The following is a 16,632-nucleotide window of genomic DNA, read 5'->3' as shown; positions in this document are numbered from 1 at the left end:
TCCAACGGAGTGTAAGCGCCTTCTGATCGCCGGTTCCCGCGGGGGTCTCAGGAACTGAGACGCGGGACTACCTGCCGAGGTAGGCGCCGCCGTTGACGTGGACGACCTGCCCCGTGAGGTGCCGCGCCTGCGGGGAGGCGACGAACCTCACCGTCTGCGCCACGTCCTCGGGCGTGCCGGCACGCCCGTTCCTGGTGCCCTCCACCCGGCGCCGCACACCTTCCTCGGTGAGGCGGCCCCGGAAGAACTCGGTGTCCACGACCAGGCCGGGGGAGACCACGTTGGCGGTGATCCCGCGCGGGCCCAGCTCGGCCGCCAGATCGGCGGTCCAGGCCTCCACGGCCGCCTTGGCGGCGCCGTACGAGCCCGAGCCCGTGCCGCGCGCGGCGATCGAGCCGATGGTCACGATCCTGCCGTGGTCGGCCAGCCGGGGGACCAGTGCGGCCGTGACCAGCACGGCCGACATCAGATTGGCGTTGAGATTGGCCCACCAGCTCTCGGCCACGTCCATGAGATCGTCGTCGGCGGCCGTGCGGTCCAGGTTGGTGTTGCCGCCCGCGTTGTTGACCAGCACGTCCACCCGGGCGGGCAGCCTGCCCAGCGCCTCGCCCACGGCGACCGGGTTGGCCGCGTTGAACGCCGCGCAACCCACCCGGTCCGGGCCGCCCAGCCGGTCGGCCGCCTCCTTGAGCACGTGCTCTCTCCGGCCGGTGATGGTGACCCGGTCCCCCTCGGCGACGAACGCCGCCGCGACGGCGTAGCCGATTCCGGTGCCGCCGCCGGTCACCACGATCTCGCGCATTGCCGTTAACCCTTCATATACAGATAAGCCGATAAAAAAATCCACGATATCTAGCGGAGACCATAGCCGATAGGTATAACGCTGATAGCGAGTGAACCATGCGCGTACCGTGAGTTCGTTTGGTGACCCCTCTGACACCGATCCCCCGAAGGAGACGGCATGAGTAACTTGCTCGGCGGCAACCCGGTGGAAATGCGGCAGATGGCCTCGCAGTTCGACCGGCGGGCCGTGGAGGTGGAGGAAATCGTCGCCGCGCTGAACGCCGAGGCAGCCAAGATCGGAACCGCCTGGACCGGCCCGGGGGCCGTGCGGTTCGGGGAGGCGTGGCAGACCTACCGCACCGCCTTCCAGAACATGGCCAAAGAGCTCCACGAGGCGTCGCGGGTCATCAACACCTACAGCAGCAACATCGAGTCGGCCACGAACTGACCCGGTCGTCATGGCGCCGTTCCGCGATGAGACGCGGAACGGCGCCATGACGGCTGCCCGGAGACGGTCACCCGGGTAGGGCGGCCTGGACCGGGGTGACCTTGCCCAGGGTGATCAGGAGACCGCGGCCCGGAGGGCCGCCGACCGCCCCGCGCGGCAGCCGTACGGTGAACAGGTCGCCGTCGGCGGGGCTCTGCACCGACAGCAGGAGGCCGGTGCGGGATTTTCGGCTCTCGGCGACGAACCCCCGGTAGGCGGTGGTCAGGTCGCCGGTGGCGCCGCCGATGATGAGGCCGTGCTCGCCGTCGCGGCCGGTCCGCAGCACCCGTTCCAGCGCCGTGCCGAGCGGGGAGTCGGCGGAGACCAGTTCGGCGTCGTCGACGATCACGACATAGCGCTCCTGCCCCGCGAGGGCCTCGTCCAGGTCGCCGCCCGCGTCCAGCACGGCCAGCACCCCGGGCTCGTCGACCAGCGTGCAGAGCGGGCTGCGCCGCGGGGTGACCAGGGCGACCGGGGTCCCCCGGGCGAGCAGGGAGTGGGCGGCGGTCAGCAGGGCCGAGGACCGGCCCGACCGGGGCGGTCCCGCGACGACCGCGCCGGGGCCCTGGGCGAGCAGGTCGACGCCGAGCGGGGCCAGCGCGTCACCTCCGGCGCCGAGCAGCGCCCACAGCGGCGAGGGCGGCTCGAACGACGGCGCCAGGTCCATGGTCTGGGCCGCGGTGATCCGCATCGGCAGCGCGTCCACCCGGAGCGGAGGCTCCCCGGCCCAGATCCATCCGGCGGCCTCCTCGCCCACCGGGACCGAGCCGGTGCCGGGGAAGCGGGCGGGCACCGTACGGGCCAGGGACTGCAGCGCCGCGACCTGGGCGGGGCCCGCGGGGTCGTCGTCGAGCAGGGCGATCTGGTTCTCGGTCAGGCCGTTCTCCCCGAGGGAGAGCGCCCGCCCGGGGACGAGGACGGCGGGCAGCTCCTTGGCGGGGATCCCCGCCAGCCCGTAGTCGGCCGGGTCGGCCAGGCGCAGGATCAGCCGGTCGTCGAAGACCGTGGAGATCTGCCCGAGCAGCGCGGAGCGGTCGCCGGTCACCACGGCGCGGAGCCCGACCGCCGGGCCTTCCCGCAGGAGCTGCATCATCGAGTCGATCAGCCGCCCGTAGTCGTAGCCCTCGAACGCGGAGACGAACCCCTCCCACCGGTCGAGCATCAGCACCAGCCACGGCGGCCGCGGCTCCGCCTCCGGGGTTCCCGCGGCCCCGGTCCCGGAGGCGGCCGGACTGCCCGGGACTCCGGGGGGGTCCGAGGCCCGCGGGGCGTCCGAGGCGCGCAACTCGGCCAGGGAGGCGTATCCGGCCTCGGCCAGCAGCTGCTGGCGCCGTCCCACCTCGGCCCGGAGGCGGGCCAGCAGGCGCTCCACCCGGTCGAGCTGGTCGCGGGTGACGACGGCGCCGCAGTGGGGCATCGCCATCAGGGGAAGCAGCGCCCCCGACCCGCAGTCGATCGCGTGCAGGTGCACGTCCTCGGGGGACGCGCCCGCCGCGATCGCCCCCGCCAGGGTGCGCAGCGCGGTGGAGCGCCCGGTCCGCGCGGTCCCGGCCAGCAGCAGGTGCCCGCCGCGCGCCAGATCCAGCGCCAGCGCCCGCCGGTCCTGCGCCCACGGCAGGTCGGTCACCCCGAACACCAGCGGCGGCACCTCCCGGCTCCCCGCCGTGCGGGGAGCCGCACCGTTCCCCGCCGTGCGGGGAGCCGCACCGTTCCCGCCCGGGGACCGGTCCGCCCGCTCCGGCGCCGGACCGGCGGGGCCTCCCCGCGAGGAGAGCGGGAGGCCGGGGGCGACCACGAGGTCGGGGAGCGGGTCGAGCCAGGGGCTGGGCTGGGCGGGGATCCCGGCGGCGCGGGCCGCCTCGGCCAGGGCGTCGGCGAGCAGGGACAGGTCGGTGACGGGAGAGCCGTCCATCCCCGGCTCCGGCGCGGTCACCGGGTGCCCCAGGGCCCGCCAGCCGACCTCGGTCACCCGCGCCCTGGTCTCGCCCCGGCCGCCGGGCGGCCCCGCCTGCCTGCCGGCCGGCTGCCCCGCCGGGCTCCGCCCGCCGATCCGCGCGGCCTGCACGGCCGTCGCCGCGCCCGCTCCCGACTTCACATAGCACCGGCCGGGAGTGGACTTGGGGATGTGGGCGGCGTCCGGCCGGCCGATGACGTCGGTGGACTCCGAGGTCTCGGTGACCCGCAGCGCGATCCGCAGCGACGTGTTGGCCTGGATGTCGGCCGTGACCACGCCGCCGGGCCGCTGGGTGGCCAGGATCAGGTGGATGCCCAGCGAGCGGCCCCGGCGGGCGATGTCCACCAGGCCGGTCATGAAGTCGGGCAGCTCGCTGACCATCGCCGCGAACTCGTCGATCACCAGCACCAGCCGGGGCAGCGGCGCCGGCTCCGCGCCCCGCCCCCGCAGCGGTGCGACCCGCGCCTGGCCTCCCGCGACCAGCAGGTCCCTGGAGGCGCGGGCCCGCTGGGCGTCGCGCAGGGCGTGGTAGTCCTCGACGTCCTTGGCCCCGGCCGCCAGCAGCAGCCGCTCCCGGCGCCGGATCTCGGCGGCCAGGGAGGCCAGGGCCCGCCGGGTGAGGTGGCCGTCCAGGTCGCTGACCATCCCGACCGTGTGCGGGAGCCGTACGCACTCCTTGAAGGCCGCCCCGCCCTTGTAGTCGATCAGCACGAACGTCATCTCGTCCGGCCGGTTGGCCACCGCGAGGGAGCAGATCAGCGTCTGCAGCAGCTCGGACTTGCCCGCGCCGGTGGTGCCCGCGATGAGCGCGTGCGGTCCGTCGGCGCGCAGGTCGACGGAGAACGGCCCGTCGGGCCCGGCCCCGATCACGGCCGCGGTGGACCGGCCCCACCGCGCGGCCAGGGCCGTGCCCGAGACCGCGCCCGACCCGGGAGGGAGCCCGAGCAGGTCGAGCAGCCGGGCGGAGCCGGGCAGCGCGAGGCCCGGATCGTCGCGGCTGACATCGCGGATGGGCGCCAGGGAACGGGCCAGCCGGTCGGACCAGGAGGTCGTGACCTGGTCGGCCAGGATCTCGCCCAGGCCGTCCAGCCCGCCGCCGCGCAGCCGCAGCCGGCCGTCCGCGGAGACCTGGACGACGGTGGCGCACTCCTCCGGAAGCAGCCGCTGGTCGTCGTCCAGCGCCAGGGTGTAGACCCCCGCGCGGGGCCCCTGACGCAGGACCTGGGGCATGCCGGGCAGCGCGCGCAGGACCTGGGCGCCGTCCAGGACCACCAGCACGTCGTGGGGGCGCTCGTCGTAGAGGGGGGTGAACTCCCCGGCGGCGCCCCCGGGGGCCGGGCCGTCCCAGCCGACCGCGCCGCCCAGGTCGCCCCAGCCGGCGGGGGCGCGCCCCGCGCCGGGCGGGGAACCGTCCTCGCCCAGGCGCTCCCCGATCAGGGCCGTCAGCTCGGCGACCCGGCGGGCCGCGGCCTCCGGGTCGGCGCCGACCAGCGCCACGCAGTCCTCGCCGCCGTGCGGGGCGCAGTGCGGCAGCCAGCGGACCCAGTTCCAGCGCTCCGCGCCGTCACCGTGCGCGGACAGCACCACGATCGCCAGGTCCCGCGGGCTGTGCAGGGCGGCGGCCTGGCCGACCAGCCAGCGGGCCAGGCCCGCGGTGCTCTGCCGGGGGCCGGTCAGGCCGGCCACCCCGAGCCGCCGCATCGCCAGCGCCACCGGCACCGCCCGGCAGACCGGCGGCTCGGGCAGCGGGGCGTTCGCCGGGGCGCCGCGCTCGGGGACGAGCTCCAGGCCGGCGGGGAGGTCGGCGAGGCCGACGCGGAGGCGGAGGGCGTCGGGGTCGTGGTCGCGGCGCTCCCAGAGCCGCCGCCGGGGGCCCGTCGCGGTGAGCAGGACCTCGGCGGGGTCGGGCGCGGCGGCCCGGCGCGCGGCCTCGTCGGCGGTGCGGGCCCGCTCCAGGGCGGTGTCGAAGGCCGCCATGCGTTCGCGGTACTCCTTCAGCAGCAGGCGGTGGCGCTTGCGGCCGTGCCGGCGGTCGCCCCACCACTGGCCGAACATGATCAAGGGGCTCATCAGCGCGAACAACAGGAAGTACCACGTCTGGAGGAACCAGGCCAGGGCCAGCCCGACCCCTGCGGGCAGGAGCGCGGCCAGCAACTGCAGCCGCATGGTCTCGGCCCGGACCGGCTCGGCCGGGACCTCGAGCCGCCGGCGGCTCTCCGGCGGCCGGAGCCGCGGCGGCCGGTTGTAGGAGAGCCCGCCGTCGGGCTGGGCGTCCAGATGGGCGTCCGGCGGCTCCACCGCCCGCAACGTCAGCACCGAGGACCCGCAGGTCAGCAGGGCGTGCTCGGGCCAGTCCACGGCGGCCTCCAGCGGCTCGCCGTCCAGCTCGGGCGCGGCCTCGCCCACGGGCCCGGGTCGGTCCGGCCCCGTGGGCCCCTTCTTCTCCGGCCCCAGCCGGCCCACGGCCGGTACGGAGACCGCCGCGGGCTCGACGGTGATGGCGTCGGGAGTGAGCCGGACAACGGCGGCCTCGGCCGGAAGGAGGGGGTCGTGGAGCGCCACCGTGCACGCGGGGCCGGAGCCGACGACGTGGACGCCGAGGCTGAGCCGGTGCACCGACCCGGCGGCGGGGCCGCCGACCACCCGGACCTCCACGATGCCCCCGGGCTCCTCGGCGAGCGTCGCGGCGGCCAGGCGGCGGTCCAGGGTCACCAGGTCGCCGTCGCGCAGGAGGCCGAGCACCGGTGCGCCGGGGGGGAGCTCGCGCCCGTCCCGCCAGAGAGGCGGGGTCCCGGCGGTCTCGCCCAGGCCGTAGGGGGCCTTGCTGCGGGTCAGCCGCACCACGTTGCTCGGCCGCTCGCCCTGCCCTGCGAGCGCCTCCGCCAGGCGCGCCACCGTGGTCGTCTCGTCTCCCTCGACCATGACATCGCGGTCGGCGTGCTCGCTGAGCACGGTGAGCATGATCCGCATCGCCGCTCTCCTCGGGGGGTCGGGCACCCTGATCCAACGTAGCGACCTGAGGCCGCCTGGGAAGAGATGTTCGCGGCAAAGGCGGGGGACCGGGGCCGATCCGGGGCGGCATGTGGAAAACGGGTATGCCTGTGGATAACCGCCTTCCCGCCTTGGCCTGTTATGCCGACTTACGCAGGGATATACGGTGATTGCCGTTCTTCTGGGCGGCTGGGGATTATCCGGAGAACCTGTGGAAAACTCAGCCGGAGTCCGCGGATCCCCGCAGCCTCCGGGTTCTCGCCCGCAGCTCGCCGGTCTTCTCCTCCAGGAGTCCCGCGTAGGCGCTCACCTCGGAGGTGGCCTCGGCCAGCCCCGTCGCCGCCCGGTGCAGGCCCTCGACGACCCTCTCGGTGGCCGGGGCGGCGGCGAGGCGCTCGGCGCCCCGGCGGCGCAGGCGTTCGACGGCCGCGCGGAAGAACCGGGCGCGCCGTCCTCGCGGGCCGCATTCTTCGGGGCCGCGGGCTTCGGGGCGGGATCGTCCGGGACGGGGTTCTTCCGGGCGGCGCTCCTGCGGGCCGCGCTCTTGCGAAGCGCGCTCCTCCGGGTCCGCCGCGGGAGGTCTGAACCACATGGCCATGAGATCAAGGATGGCACATTTTGAACGGGTTCAGGGTGAAGTGCCGCGGATGTTCGCCCGTCGGGGGGTGAAGAAGGGGCGCCGGAAACCATGAATGGCATCTGAAAACGATGTGACGGTTGGTGCGGAAGTTTATTTCTGTCCTTATCACCCAGATAAGTCATGTGTCACCTACCCGAACCGTAAGCTCTCGGTAGATCGGCATTGACAGATGTGTTGCTACCAAACGAGCATTGGACCTCGCTTTTCTCCGGCATCCAGTCGGCAGGGTGCACATAATGGCGTAAATTCGTCCGTAATCCCCAAAATATGATCACTCTGGGAGAGCCCCCGCCCATGAGGACCAGCGAGAAGCCAACGGGCCGTGTCCCGGTCAACGCCGAGCGGCCGGGTCCGGCGAGCACCCTGTCGGGACCGGCCTCACGCAAACTCCCCGTCTCCCCCCGCGAGCGGAAGCCCGCGCTCGCCGCGCTCGCCCTCCTGCTCATCCTGGGCGGAGCCCTCACCACCACCCTGCTGGTCCTGCGCAGCGGCGACCGGGTCTCCGCGATCCAGATCGTCCGGCAGGTCGGCTCCGGCCAGAAGGTCCCCCCGGAGGCGGTGCGCGAGGTGCAGATCGCCGACACCGGCATCGACTACGTCCCCTTCTCCCAGCACCGGAGCCTCACCGACAAGGACAACGACCACTACGCCATGGTCACCCTGCTGCCGGGCACCCTGCTGATCGAGGGCATGATCGTCTCCTCCGACAGGATGAACTCCGGCAAGGCGCAGGTGGGCCTGTCGCTCAAACCCGGCCAGACGCCGGGGACCCTGGAGGTGGGAGACCGGGTCCAGGTCATCCACGTACCGGGCCGGAGCGCCGGGGACCAGGGCCGGGTGCTGGCGGAGAACGCGCAGGTCGACCGGGTCGGGGGCGGCGGCCGTACCGGATCGTCCGGCCAGGTCACGGTTCTCGTGGACAGCTCGATCGCGCCGACGGTCGCCGCCTACGCCTCCAACGGCGAGATCGCGCTGACCGAGCTGCCGGGAGCGCGCTGAGGTGGCGCTCATCGTGCTGGCCGCCGACAAGGGCGCGCCCGGCGTGACCACGGCGGCCACGGCGCTCGGCGCGATCTGGCCGCGCCCGGTCCTGCTGGCGGAGTGCGACCCCGCCGGGGGCGACCTCGCCTACCGGCTCCCCGCCGCCGACGGGGGTGTGCTCAACCCCGGCAAGGGCCTGCTCACCCTCGGGGCGACGGCCCGCCGGGGGCTGAGCCCGGCGCTGGTCCACGAGCACACCCAGAAGATCGTCGGCGGGCTGGACGTGCTGGCCGGGCTCACCCACGGGGAGCAGGCCGCCGGGCTGACCTGGCTCTGGGGCCCCCTCGGCCGGACGCTGGCCGCGCTGCCCCACGCCGACGTGCTGGCCGACTGCGGGCGCCTGGGCGGCCACCCGGCACTGGGCGAGCTGGTCGCGGAGGCGGAGCTGACGGTCCTGTTCACCAGGGCGAGCCTGGATCACGTCGCCCACCTGCGCGAGCGGCTCCAGGTGATGCCCGCCGGGCCGCGGGTCGCGGTGGTGGTCATCTCCGACCCCCGCCAGTACCGCGGCACGATCGACGAGGTCCGCCGGATCGTCGCCGCCACCGGCCGGCAGGTCGCGTTCGTGGCCGGGCTCGCGCACGACCCGAGGGGCGCCGAGCTGCTGCGCGGCCAGTGGGGCGGGCGGCTGGACCGCTCGCTGCTGATCCGCACCGCCCGCGAGCTCGCCGGCCGCCTGGCCGCCCAGGTCGCCCCCGGCCGCCTGGCCGCCCAGGTCGCCCCCGGCCGCCGGGACCTCCCCGCGCCGGGCCGTACGGTGACCGCGCCGGAGGCGAGACCGTGAGTGAGCGGAGCGAGCGGGCCATGGGCGCAGCAGCGTTGCGAACGCGGGCGGCGGAGGAGGCCGTGAGTGAGCGGAGCGAGCGAGCCATGGGCGCAGCAGCGTTGCGAACGCGGGCGACGGAGGAGGCCGCGTGAGCATCGACCACTCCCTCGTGAAGAGGTTCCGGCAGGAGGTCGGCGACCGGCTGGCCCACCAGCGCCGCCTGGACCAGGCCTCCGGCCTGGTCCCGATGACCGGCGAGGACGAGCGCCAGTTCGCCCGCGCGCTGATCGCGCAGGTGCTGGAGGAGTTCGCGCGCGGCGAGATCGGGGTCGGCCGCACCCCGCCCACCGCCGAGGAGGAGGAGGCGCTCGCCGCCGGCATCCACGCGGCGCTGTTCGGCGTCGGCCGGCTGCAGCCGCTGCTGGACGACCCCGAGGTCGAGAACATCGACATCAACGGCTGCGACCGCGTCTTCGTCGGCTACGCCGACGGCCAGGAGCTCATGCGCGAGCCGGTCGCCGACTCCGACGAGGAGCTGGTCGAGCTGATCCAGGTCCTCGCCGCCTACAGCGGCCTGTCCAGCAGGCCCTTCGACACCGCCAACCCCCAGCTCGACCTGCGCCTGCCGGACGGCTCCCGGCTCTCGGCGGTCATGGACGTCACGGTCCGCCCGGCGGTCTCCATCCGCCGGTCCCGGCTGGGCAAGGTCTTCCTCAGCGACCTGGTGGGCAACGGCACGCTCTCCGCCGAGCTGGGCCGCTTCCTCTCGGCCGCCGTGGCCGCCAGGAAGAACATCATGATCGCCGGCTCCACCAACGCGGGGAAGACGACCCTGCTGCGCGCGCTGGCCAATGAGATCCCGCCGTCCGAACGGCTGATCACCGTGGAGCGGGCCCTGGAGCTCGGTCTCGACCAGTTCCCCGAGCTCCACCCCAACGTGGTCGCCTTCGAGCAGCGCCTGCCCAACTCCGAGGGCCAGGGCGAGATCTCCATGGCCGAGCTGGTCCGCCGCTCCCTGCGCATGAACCCGTCCCGTGTGATCGTGGGCGAGGTCCTCGGCGACGAGATCGTCACCATGCTCAACGCGATGACCCAGGGCAACGACGGCTCGCTCTCCACGATCCACGCCAACTCCTCGATGGAGGTCTTCAATCGGATCGCCACCTACGCCCTCCAGGCGGGCGAGCGCCTGCCGGTCGAGGCGACCCACATGCTGATCGCGGGCGCGATCGACTTCGTGGTCTTCATCGAGAAGCGCAACGACTACGCGGTGGGCGGCACGCTGCGCCGCTTCGTGTCGAGTGTGCGCGAGGTGGCCGGAGTCGACGGCAGGGTCCTGTCCTCCGAGGTCTTCGCCATGGCCCCGGACGGGCGCGTCCTGCCGCACGCCCCCCTGTCCTGCCTGGAGGAGCTCGCCCACCACGGCTACGACCCCGGGGGGTGGGCATGACCTTCCTCCCTCCCGGACTGCTCGACCCGCTGGTCCTGCTCGCGGGGGCGGCGGTCGGCGGCGGCCTGTTCCTGCTGGGGCTCGCCCTGTACGGCGTGCGCCCCCGCCCCGCCGTCCCCGGCCGGAAGGCGGGCCGGCGCGAGGTGCTCCGGGCACTGTCCACCCGGTCCGGGGTGGGGGTGGTCGCCGGGGTGCTCGTGCTGCTGGTGACGCAGTGGCCGGTCATGGCGGCCGGCGCCGTACTGCTGGCGCTGGGCTGGCGCGGCCTGGCCGGCGGTGCGGCCGAGGAGCGTACGGCGATGCGGCGGCTGGAGGGCCTGGCCGCCTGGACCGAGTCGCTCCGCGACACCATCGCCGGGGCCTCGGGCCTGGAGCAGGCGATCCCGTCCTCGATCCGCGCGGCCTCCCCGATGCTCCGGCCGCATCTGCGCGCGCTGGTGGACCGGTTGCACACCCGCATGCCGCTGCCCGACGCGCTCCGGCTCTTCGCCGACGAGCTCGACGACCCCTCGGCGGACCTGGTCGTCGCGGCACTGATCCTCAACTCGCGGCTGCGCGGCCCCGGCCTGCGCGACGTGCTCGGCGCGCTCGCCGTCTCGGCCCGGGAGGAGCTCGACATGCGCCGCCGCGTCGAGGCCGAGCGCCGCTCCACCCGGCGCAGCGTGCAGATCGTGGTCGGGGCGGCCGTCTCCTTCGCGGCGGTGCTGGTCGTGTTCAACCCCGACTACGTGGCCGAGTACGACGACGCCCTCGGCCAGGCCGTCCTGGTGGTGGTCGCCGGTTTCTTCGGCGCCGGGTTCGCCTGGATGCGCCGCCTGGCCCGGTTCGACAAGCCCGCCCGGCTGCTGGGCCCGTCCCAGGGAGGCGAGGCCCGTGACGGCTGAGGCGGGGCACGTGACGGCCGGGGCGCGGCCCGGAGGAGGCGGAGGACGATGACCGAGGCGCTGCTCGCCGGAGGCGGGCTCGGACTGGGGCTGTTCCTGCTGCTTCGGGCGGTCTTCCCGGCCAGGCCCGGCCTGGTGACACGGCTGCTGGCCCTGGACGCGGCCAGGGAGGGCGACGGGGTCCCGCGTCCGCAGCTCATCCTGCCGGACGAGGAGGTCAGCGCCTTCCGGCGCGGACTGGGCGAGCGGATGGCCCGCCTGTACGCGGCCCGGGGCTGGGAGGTCCGCTCGGCCCGGGCGGACCTCGCACTGCTCGGCAGGTCGTTCGAGGGCTTCCTGGCGACCAAGGTCCTGCTGGCCGTCTCCGGGCTGCTCGCCTTCCCGCTGCTGATCGGCTGGCTGGCGGTGATGGGCTGGGGCGTCTCGCCGACGATTCCGTTCTGGGCGGCGCTCGGCTTCGCCGCGGTCTTCTTCTTCCTGCCCGACCTGCAGATCAGGCGGGACGCCGCACGGATGCGCCGCGACTTCAGGCACGCGGTCGGGGCCTTCCTCGACCTGGTGGCGATGAACCTCGCCGGCGGGCGCGGCGTGCCGGAGGCGCTGATGATGGCGGTCTCCGTGGGCACGTCGGGTACGGCGGGCACGGCGGGTACGGCCGGGTCCGACGACGAGGGGTCCAACTGGGCGATGTCCCGGATCCGCGAGGCGCTCGGCAACGCCAGGATCGTCGGCATCACCCCCTGGCAGGCGCTCGGCCAGCTCGGCGACGAGATCGACGTGGACGAGCTGCGCGACCTGTCCGCCGCGCTCGGCCTGGTCGCCGACGACGGCGCCAAGGTCCGCGCCTCCCTGACGGCCCGCGCCGCCACCCTGCGGCGGCGCGAGCTCGCCGAGGTGGAGGGGCAGGCGGGAGAGCGGTCCCAGTCGATGCTCGTCGCCCAGCTCCTGCTCTGCGCGGGATTTGTGATCTTCCTGAGTTTCCCGGCCGCTATGAAGATGTTGGGGTCCTGACCATGCTGAACCATCCGTGGATCGTCTACGCGACCGCCCTGCTGAGCGTGCGGATCGACCGGGCGCGCAACGCCCCGACCCGGGGCGCCTCGGCCGTCGAGTGGGTCATCATCACCGCCATCATCGCCGGCGTGGCCCTCGGCCTCGCCACGTTGATCAGAACCCTGGTCCAGGACAAGCAGACGGAGATCTCCGACCAGTTCGGCGGAGGCGGCGGTGGCGGCGGAGGTGACGGCGGTGGCGGGGAACCGTGACCGGGAGCGGGGCGCCACCGCCGTCGAGCTCGCGATGATCACACCGGTGGTGCTGGTCGTCGTCCTGCTCGTCGTGCAGTTCACCCTGTGGTTCCACGGCCGCCAGGTGGCCGACGCCGCCGCGCGGGAGGGCGCCCGGCTGGCCAGGCTCGACACCGAGTCCTGGCGGCAGGACGCCGAGTCGCGGGCCGGCGAGGTGCTGCGGGCCGTCGGCCCGAAGCTCCTGGACGGGGCCGCCGTCACGGCCTGGGAGGAGGACGGCAGGCGCGGCGTCGAGGTCACGGCCACCGCGGTCCAGGTCGTCCCGCTGCTCCCGGCCACCACGTTCACCGTCACCGCGCGCTCCGGCGGCCCCGTCGAGTGCTTCCGCCCCGACGACGGAGGGGAGGGGGAATGCGAGTAGGCCGCCGCGTCCCCTCTTCCGGCCCGGCCCGGCCGGGCGGCGCCCGGTCCCGGCCGGGAGCCGCGGGCGGGGCCGAGAGAGGGTCGCTCTCGGCGGAGACCGTGCTGCTCGCCCCGGTCTTCCTGCTGTTCCTGCTCTTCCTGGTCGGCGCCGGGCGGGTCGTGGAGGCCCACGGCGAGGTCAACGGCGCGGCCAGGGACGCGGCGCGGGCCGCCTCGGTCGAGCGCGTCCGGTCGGACGCCGAGGCGGCGGCCGCCGAGGCGGCGCGTGACTCCCTGTCGGGCGGGTGCGAGCCGCAGGTCAGCCTCTCCGGTACGGACTGGCGGGAGGGCGGCCAGGTCAGGGTCGAGGTGACCTGCTCCCTGGACCTGGGCTTCCTCGGGTTCGGCGCGGTGAAGGAGATCAGGGGCGACTCGGTGGTCCCGCTTGAGCAGTTCCGGAGGGTCGACTGACATGCGTTCCCCGAGCCCCCGCCCCGCGGCGGCCCCCGACCGGGGGTCGATGTCGGTCTTCACCGTGCTCTTCTCGGTGGTGGTCTTCCTGCTGGCGGGACTCCTGGTGGACGGCGGGGCCGCGATCAACGCCCGGCTGCGGGCCGCCGACATCGCCGAGCAGTCGGCCCGGGCCGCCGCGGACCAGATCGACGTGGAGCACCTGCGCGAGACCGGCCGGGTCCGGCTGCTGGAGGGCGGCGCCGCCTGCGGCAAGGCGGAGGAGATCGTCGGGGCGCACGCCGCCGGTGACGTCTCGCTCACCGGATGCGAGCGCCGCGAGGAGGAGGTGGAGGTCGCCGTCTCCGTCCGCTGGGAGGCGTTCTTCCTCGCGGCGCTCGGGTTCCCGGGCTCCGCGATGGAGGCCACGGCCGTCGCCGGGCCGGACACCGGGGAGGAGGCCTGACCACCCGGACCGATCGCGGCGAACCGCTGGCCCAGCGGGTGACGGACGAGCAACCTGGACACGGAGGGAGACGCATGCCGACGCGACAGCCCATGCGGATCAAGCCCAGGCGCACCCCCGGCGACCTTCTCGCCGGCGCCGGCGCCCTGGCCATGCTGGTCGCGCTCGTCGGAGGGGTTCCCTACGCGCTGCTCCGGCTCGCCGGACCGCCGCTCCCGCCCGAGCTGCTCGACCTCGACCTGCTCAACAGCCAGGTCGGCACCGGCACGATCGTCGCCATCCTCGTGCTGCTGGTCTGGCTCGCCTGGCTCCAGCTCGTCGTCTGCGTGGTCGTCGAGCTCTACGCGGGGATCCGCCGGGTCGGAATGCCCGCCAGGGTGCCCCTCTCCGGCGGGACCCAGGCCCTGGCCAACCGGCTGGTCTCGGCGGCCCTGCTGCTGTTCACCGTCTCGGCGGTGGCGGTGCCCATGATGAAACCGGCCGGCCCGCCCGCGCGGCCCGCCCCTGTCTCCGCCACGCTGGCCGTGCCGCAGGTCGTCGCCGAGCGGGCGGAGCTGGCGCCGGTGGAGAAGGCCAAGAAGGTCTACGTGGTCCAGCCGCCGCACGGGCGGCACCACGAGAGCCTGTGGGAGATCGCCGAGAAGTGCCTCGGCGACGGCCGCCGCTACCCGGAGATCTACCGGCTCAACCAGCACAAGGAGCAGCCCGACGGCAGCCGCCTCCACATGGCGGACCTGATCAGGCCCGGCTGGGTGCTCGACATGCCGGACGACGCGAGGAACGTCCACATCGTCCCCGCCGCCCAGCCGCGCGCCGCCACTCTCGGGGAGCACCCGGGGAAGCCCGCCGAACTCGACGGGCGCACGCAGACCGTCACCCCGGGCGGGACCGTCCCGCCACAGGAGTCGCCGGACAGACCCGGCCTGCGGGGGGAGTCACCGGGCCTGGACACCTCCGTCCTGCCCGGCCGGGAGGCGGACGCCGCCCCGGCAGGTCCGGCCGTACCCGACCGGCGGACCTCCGGTGCCGAGGCGGACGGCGGAGGCGCGGACGGCGGCGCGCATGGTGCGGGCGGTCCCGCAGAGGACGCGGAGCGGGACTCCGGGCTCGGGATGCTCGACTACCTGGCGGGCGCCTCGCTCACGGCGGCCGGCCTGCTGGTGGCACTCGGGCGCAGGCGCAGGGAGCAGCTCTGGCACCGGGCGTTCGGGCGCAGGATCACGCGGCCGAGGGACGACGCGGCCCAGGCCGAGCTCGCGCTCAGACTGGGCGCCGACACGCCGGGCAGCCGGATGCTCGACCTCGGCCTCCGGCTCCTCGGCCGCTCCCTCGCGGCCGCCGGGCGGATCCCGCCCACGGTCTACGCCGCCCACCTGTCGCCGCGCCATCTCGACCTGTGGATCCACCCCCCGGACCCGGGGGCCCCCGAGCCGTGGGAGGCGCACGACGGCGGCCAGGTCTGGCGGCTCCCCGCCCACGAGGGCAGGATGATCGACGAGCGGGCGCTGGCCGACGCGCCCGCGCCGTACCCCGGCCTGGTCTCCCTCGGCTCCAACGGAGAGGGCCGGGTGCTCGTCGACCTGGAGGCGGCCCACGGGCTGATCGGCGTCAGGGGCGTCCGGACCACCGCCGCGCTGGCCGCTTTCGCCGTCGAGCTGGCCACCAACCGCTGGTCGGACCGGATGCGCGTCACGCTCGTCGGCTTCGGCGAGGAACTGGCCGAGATCGCCCCCGACCGGATCCGGTGCGCGGGCAGCCTGGCCGAGGTCCTGCCCGGTCTGGAGGCCGAGGCGGCGGTGGAGGGGTACGGCGCCGGGGTGCTCACCGGGCGGGTCGGCGGACGCGCCGCCGACCCCGTCTGGTCGCCGCACTACCTGCTCTCGGCCATCGCCCCGGACGCCGGGGAGGCGCGGCGGCTGGCGGTGCTCGCCAGGAAGGGCGTGCGGACCGCCGCCGGGTACGTGATCGCGGGCGACGTCCCGCACGCCACCTGGACCGTGGAGATCACCGAGGACGGCAGGGCCGCGGTGGACGCGCTCGGCTTCGAGGTGGACGCGCACCTGCTGCCCCGGCGGCAGTACCGGGCGCTGGCCGAGCTGTTCCGCACGGCCGGGCGGTTGGAGGGCGAGCCCCTGCCCGACGAGCCCGAGCCCGTCACCCGGACCCCCTCGGTGGAGGTGCGGATCCTCGGCCCGGTCGAGATCGCCGGGCCGCCGCCGATGGAGGAGGGTCGGGCCGCGCTCGCCGTCGAGATGGTCGTCTACCTGGCCACCCACCCCGGCGGCGTGCATCCGGTCGTGCTCGGCGGCGTCCTGTGGCCGCGCGGGGTGCAGGCCGTGGTCAGGGACGCCACCATCGCCCGCGTCGGCGCCTGGCTCGGCACCGACTCCGCCGGGCGGCCCAACCTCGCCGCCGACGACTCGGGACGGCTCCGGCTCGGCCCGGAGGTGCGGACCGACTGGATGCTCTTCCGCGACCTCGTCCGCCAGTCCCACGCGGACGTCGCCGCGCGCGCCGTCCTGCTGGAGCGGGCCCTCGGTCTGGTGCGCGGCCCGCTGCTGAACGGCCGCCCGCGCGGCCGGTACTCCTGGCTCGCCGCCGACGACCTGGAGTACGACGTGGCGGCGAGCGTCGCGGACGCGGCCCACCGGCTCTGCGAGGTACGGCTGGCGCACGGCGAGGCCGACCAGGCGGTGGCCGCGGTACGGGCCGGGCTGCTGCTGGCCGCCGACGACGAGGGGCTCTGGCGGGACCTGCTGCGGGCCACCCAGCTGACCGGTGACCCGGCCCGGCTGCGGGCCGTGGCCGACGCGCTGCACCGGCGGGCCGCCTCCCACCCGTACGGCGGCGGGATGGCGCCGGAGACCGAGGCGCTCATCGACGAGCTGCTGCCCACCTGGCGGATGCGCTCGGCGCCGTCGGCATGAGCGGACCGATGGGAGACACGGCCGTGAACGGGCCGACGAGAGAGGAGCGTCCGGTGGACTCCGGGACGAGCGGCGGGGACGGGAGCGGGCGGTCGGCCATGCCGATCGGGCAGGCGGCCATGCCGATCCGTGCATACCGATGGC

Annotated in this window: 14 protein-coding genes; 11 read left to right on the top strand and 3 right to left on the bottom strand. The window is 75.0% G+C overall.

The window, feature by feature from the left end; translation table 11 throughout:
- Nucleotides 1-67: 67 nt before the first annotated feature.
- The gene (locus tag FHS22_RS07285; protein WP_184939512.1) at nt 68-802 is read right to left on the bottom strand and encodes an SDR family NAD(P)-dependent oxidoreductase; all 735 of its coding nucleotides are present in this window, start codon (nt 800-802) and stop codon (nt 68-70) included.
- Between the two features lie 159 nt (nt 803-961).
- Here FHS22_RS07285 and FHS22_RS07280 point away from each other — a divergent pair, with 159 nt between their 5' ends.
- Nucleotides 962-1,231: a WXG100 family type VII secretion target gene (locus FHS22_RS07280; protein ID WP_184939510.1), complete on the top strand. Its 270-nt coding sequence runs from the start codon at nt 962-964 to the stop codon at nt 1,229-1,231.
- A gap of 67 nt (nt 1,232-1,298) precedes the next feature.
- Here FHS22_RS07280 and FHS22_RS07275 read toward each other — a convergent pair whose 3' ends face one another.
- Both FHS22_RS07275 and FHS22_RS07270 read right to left on the bottom strand, forming a co-directional pair.
- Nucleotides 1,299-6,194 (bottom strand): FtsK/SpoIIIE domain-containing protein, encoded by a 4,896-nt coding sequence (locus tag FHS22_RS07275; RefSeq protein ID WP_184939508.1) that lies wholly within the window; start codon nt 6,192-6,194, stop codon nt 1,299-1,301.
- Nucleotides 6,195-6,435: 241 nt separating this feature from the next.
- Entirely contained in the window at nt 6,436-6,813 is a 378-nt protein-coding gene (locus tag FHS22_RS07270) for a hypothetical protein (protein ID WP_184939507.1), read from the bottom strand.
- A gap of 336 nt (nt 6,814-7,149) precedes the next feature.
- On the opposite strand from FHS22_RS07270, the gene FHS22_RS07265 reads away from it, so the two are divergent.
- The 10 genes from FHS22_RS07265 to FHS22_RS07220 all read left to right on the top strand — a co-directional run bounded on the left by FHS22_RS07265 (nt 7,150) and on the right by FHS22_RS07220 (nt 16,488).
- Entirely contained in the window at nt 7,150-7,854 is a 705-nt protein-coding gene (locus FHS22_RS07265) for a hypothetical protein (RefSeq protein ID WP_260407727.1), read from the top strand.
- 1 nt (nt 7,855) lies between these two features.
- Entirely contained in the window at nt 7,856-8,680 is an 825-nt protein-coding gene (locus FHS22_RS07260) for a CpaE/TadZ family protein (protein ID WP_184939504.1), read from the top strand.
- Between the two features lie 130 nt (nt 8,681-8,810).
- Complete coding sequence (locus tag FHS22_RS07255; RefSeq protein WP_184939502.1) at nt 8,811-10,112, top strand: TadA family conjugal transfer-associated ATPase; 1,302 nt, start codon at nt 8,811-8,813, stop codon at nt 10,110-10,112.
- Nucleotides 10,109-10,996 (top strand): type II secretion system F family protein, encoded by an 888-nt coding sequence (locus tag FHS22_RS07250; protein ID WP_184939501.1) that lies wholly within the window; start codon nt 10,109-10,111, stop codon nt 10,994-10,996. The genes FHS22_RS07255 and FHS22_RS07250 overlap by 4 nt, the downstream gene beginning before the upstream one ends.
- A gap of 48 nt (nt 10,997-11,044) precedes the next feature.
- Nucleotides 11,045-12,007, top strand: coding sequence for a type II secretion system protein (locus FHS22_RS07245; protein WP_184939499.1), 963 nt, complete (start codon nt 11,045-11,047; stop codon nt 12,005-12,007).
- A gap of 2 nt (nt 12,008-12,009) precedes the next feature.
- Nucleotides 12,010-12,261 (top strand): Flp family type IVb pilin, encoded by a 252-nt coding sequence (locus FHS22_RS07240; protein ID WP_184939497.1) that lies wholly within the window; start codon nt 12,010-12,012, stop codon nt 12,259-12,261.
- The gene (locus FHS22_RS07235; protein WP_184939496.1) at nt 12,245-12,664 is read left to right on the top strand and encodes a TadE/TadG family type IV pilus assembly protein; all 420 of its coding nucleotides are present in this window, start codon (nt 12,245-12,247) and stop codon (nt 12,662-12,664) included. Before FHS22_RS07240 ends, FHS22_RS07235 begins: the two co-directional genes overlap by 17 nt.
- Nucleotides 12,655-13,116 carry a TadE/TadG family type IV pilus assembly protein gene (locus FHS22_RS07230; protein ID WP_184939494.1) on the top strand — a complete coding sequence of 154 codons (462 nt, stop codon included), beginning with the start codon at nt 12,655-12,657 and terminating at the stop codon, nt 13,114-13,116. The genes FHS22_RS07235 and FHS22_RS07230 overlap by 10 nt, the downstream gene beginning before the upstream one ends.
- 1 nt (nt 13,117) lies before the next feature.
- A complete protein-coding gene (locus FHS22_RS07225; RefSeq protein ID WP_260407726.1) occupies nt 13,118-13,561 on the top strand; it encodes a pilus assembly protein TadG-related protein in 444 nt (147 codons plus the stop codon).
- Between the two features lie 74 nt (nt 13,562-13,635).
- Nucleotides 13,636-16,488, top strand: coding sequence for a BTAD domain-containing putative transcriptional regulator (locus FHS22_RS07220; protein ID WP_184939493.1), 2,853 nt, complete (start codon nt 13,636-13,638; stop codon nt 16,486-16,488).
- Nucleotides 16,489-16,632 lie beyond the last annotated feature (144 nt).

This window comes from Thiemannella venezuelensis (assembly GCF_014203605.1).
Lineage (GTDB): Bacteria > Actinomycetota > Actinomycetes > Streptosporangiales > Streptosporangiaceae > Planomonospora_A > Planomonospora_A venezuelensis.
Note: the sequence above shows the minus strand (reverse complement) of the source record. Positions and strands in the feature narration are given on the sequence as shown.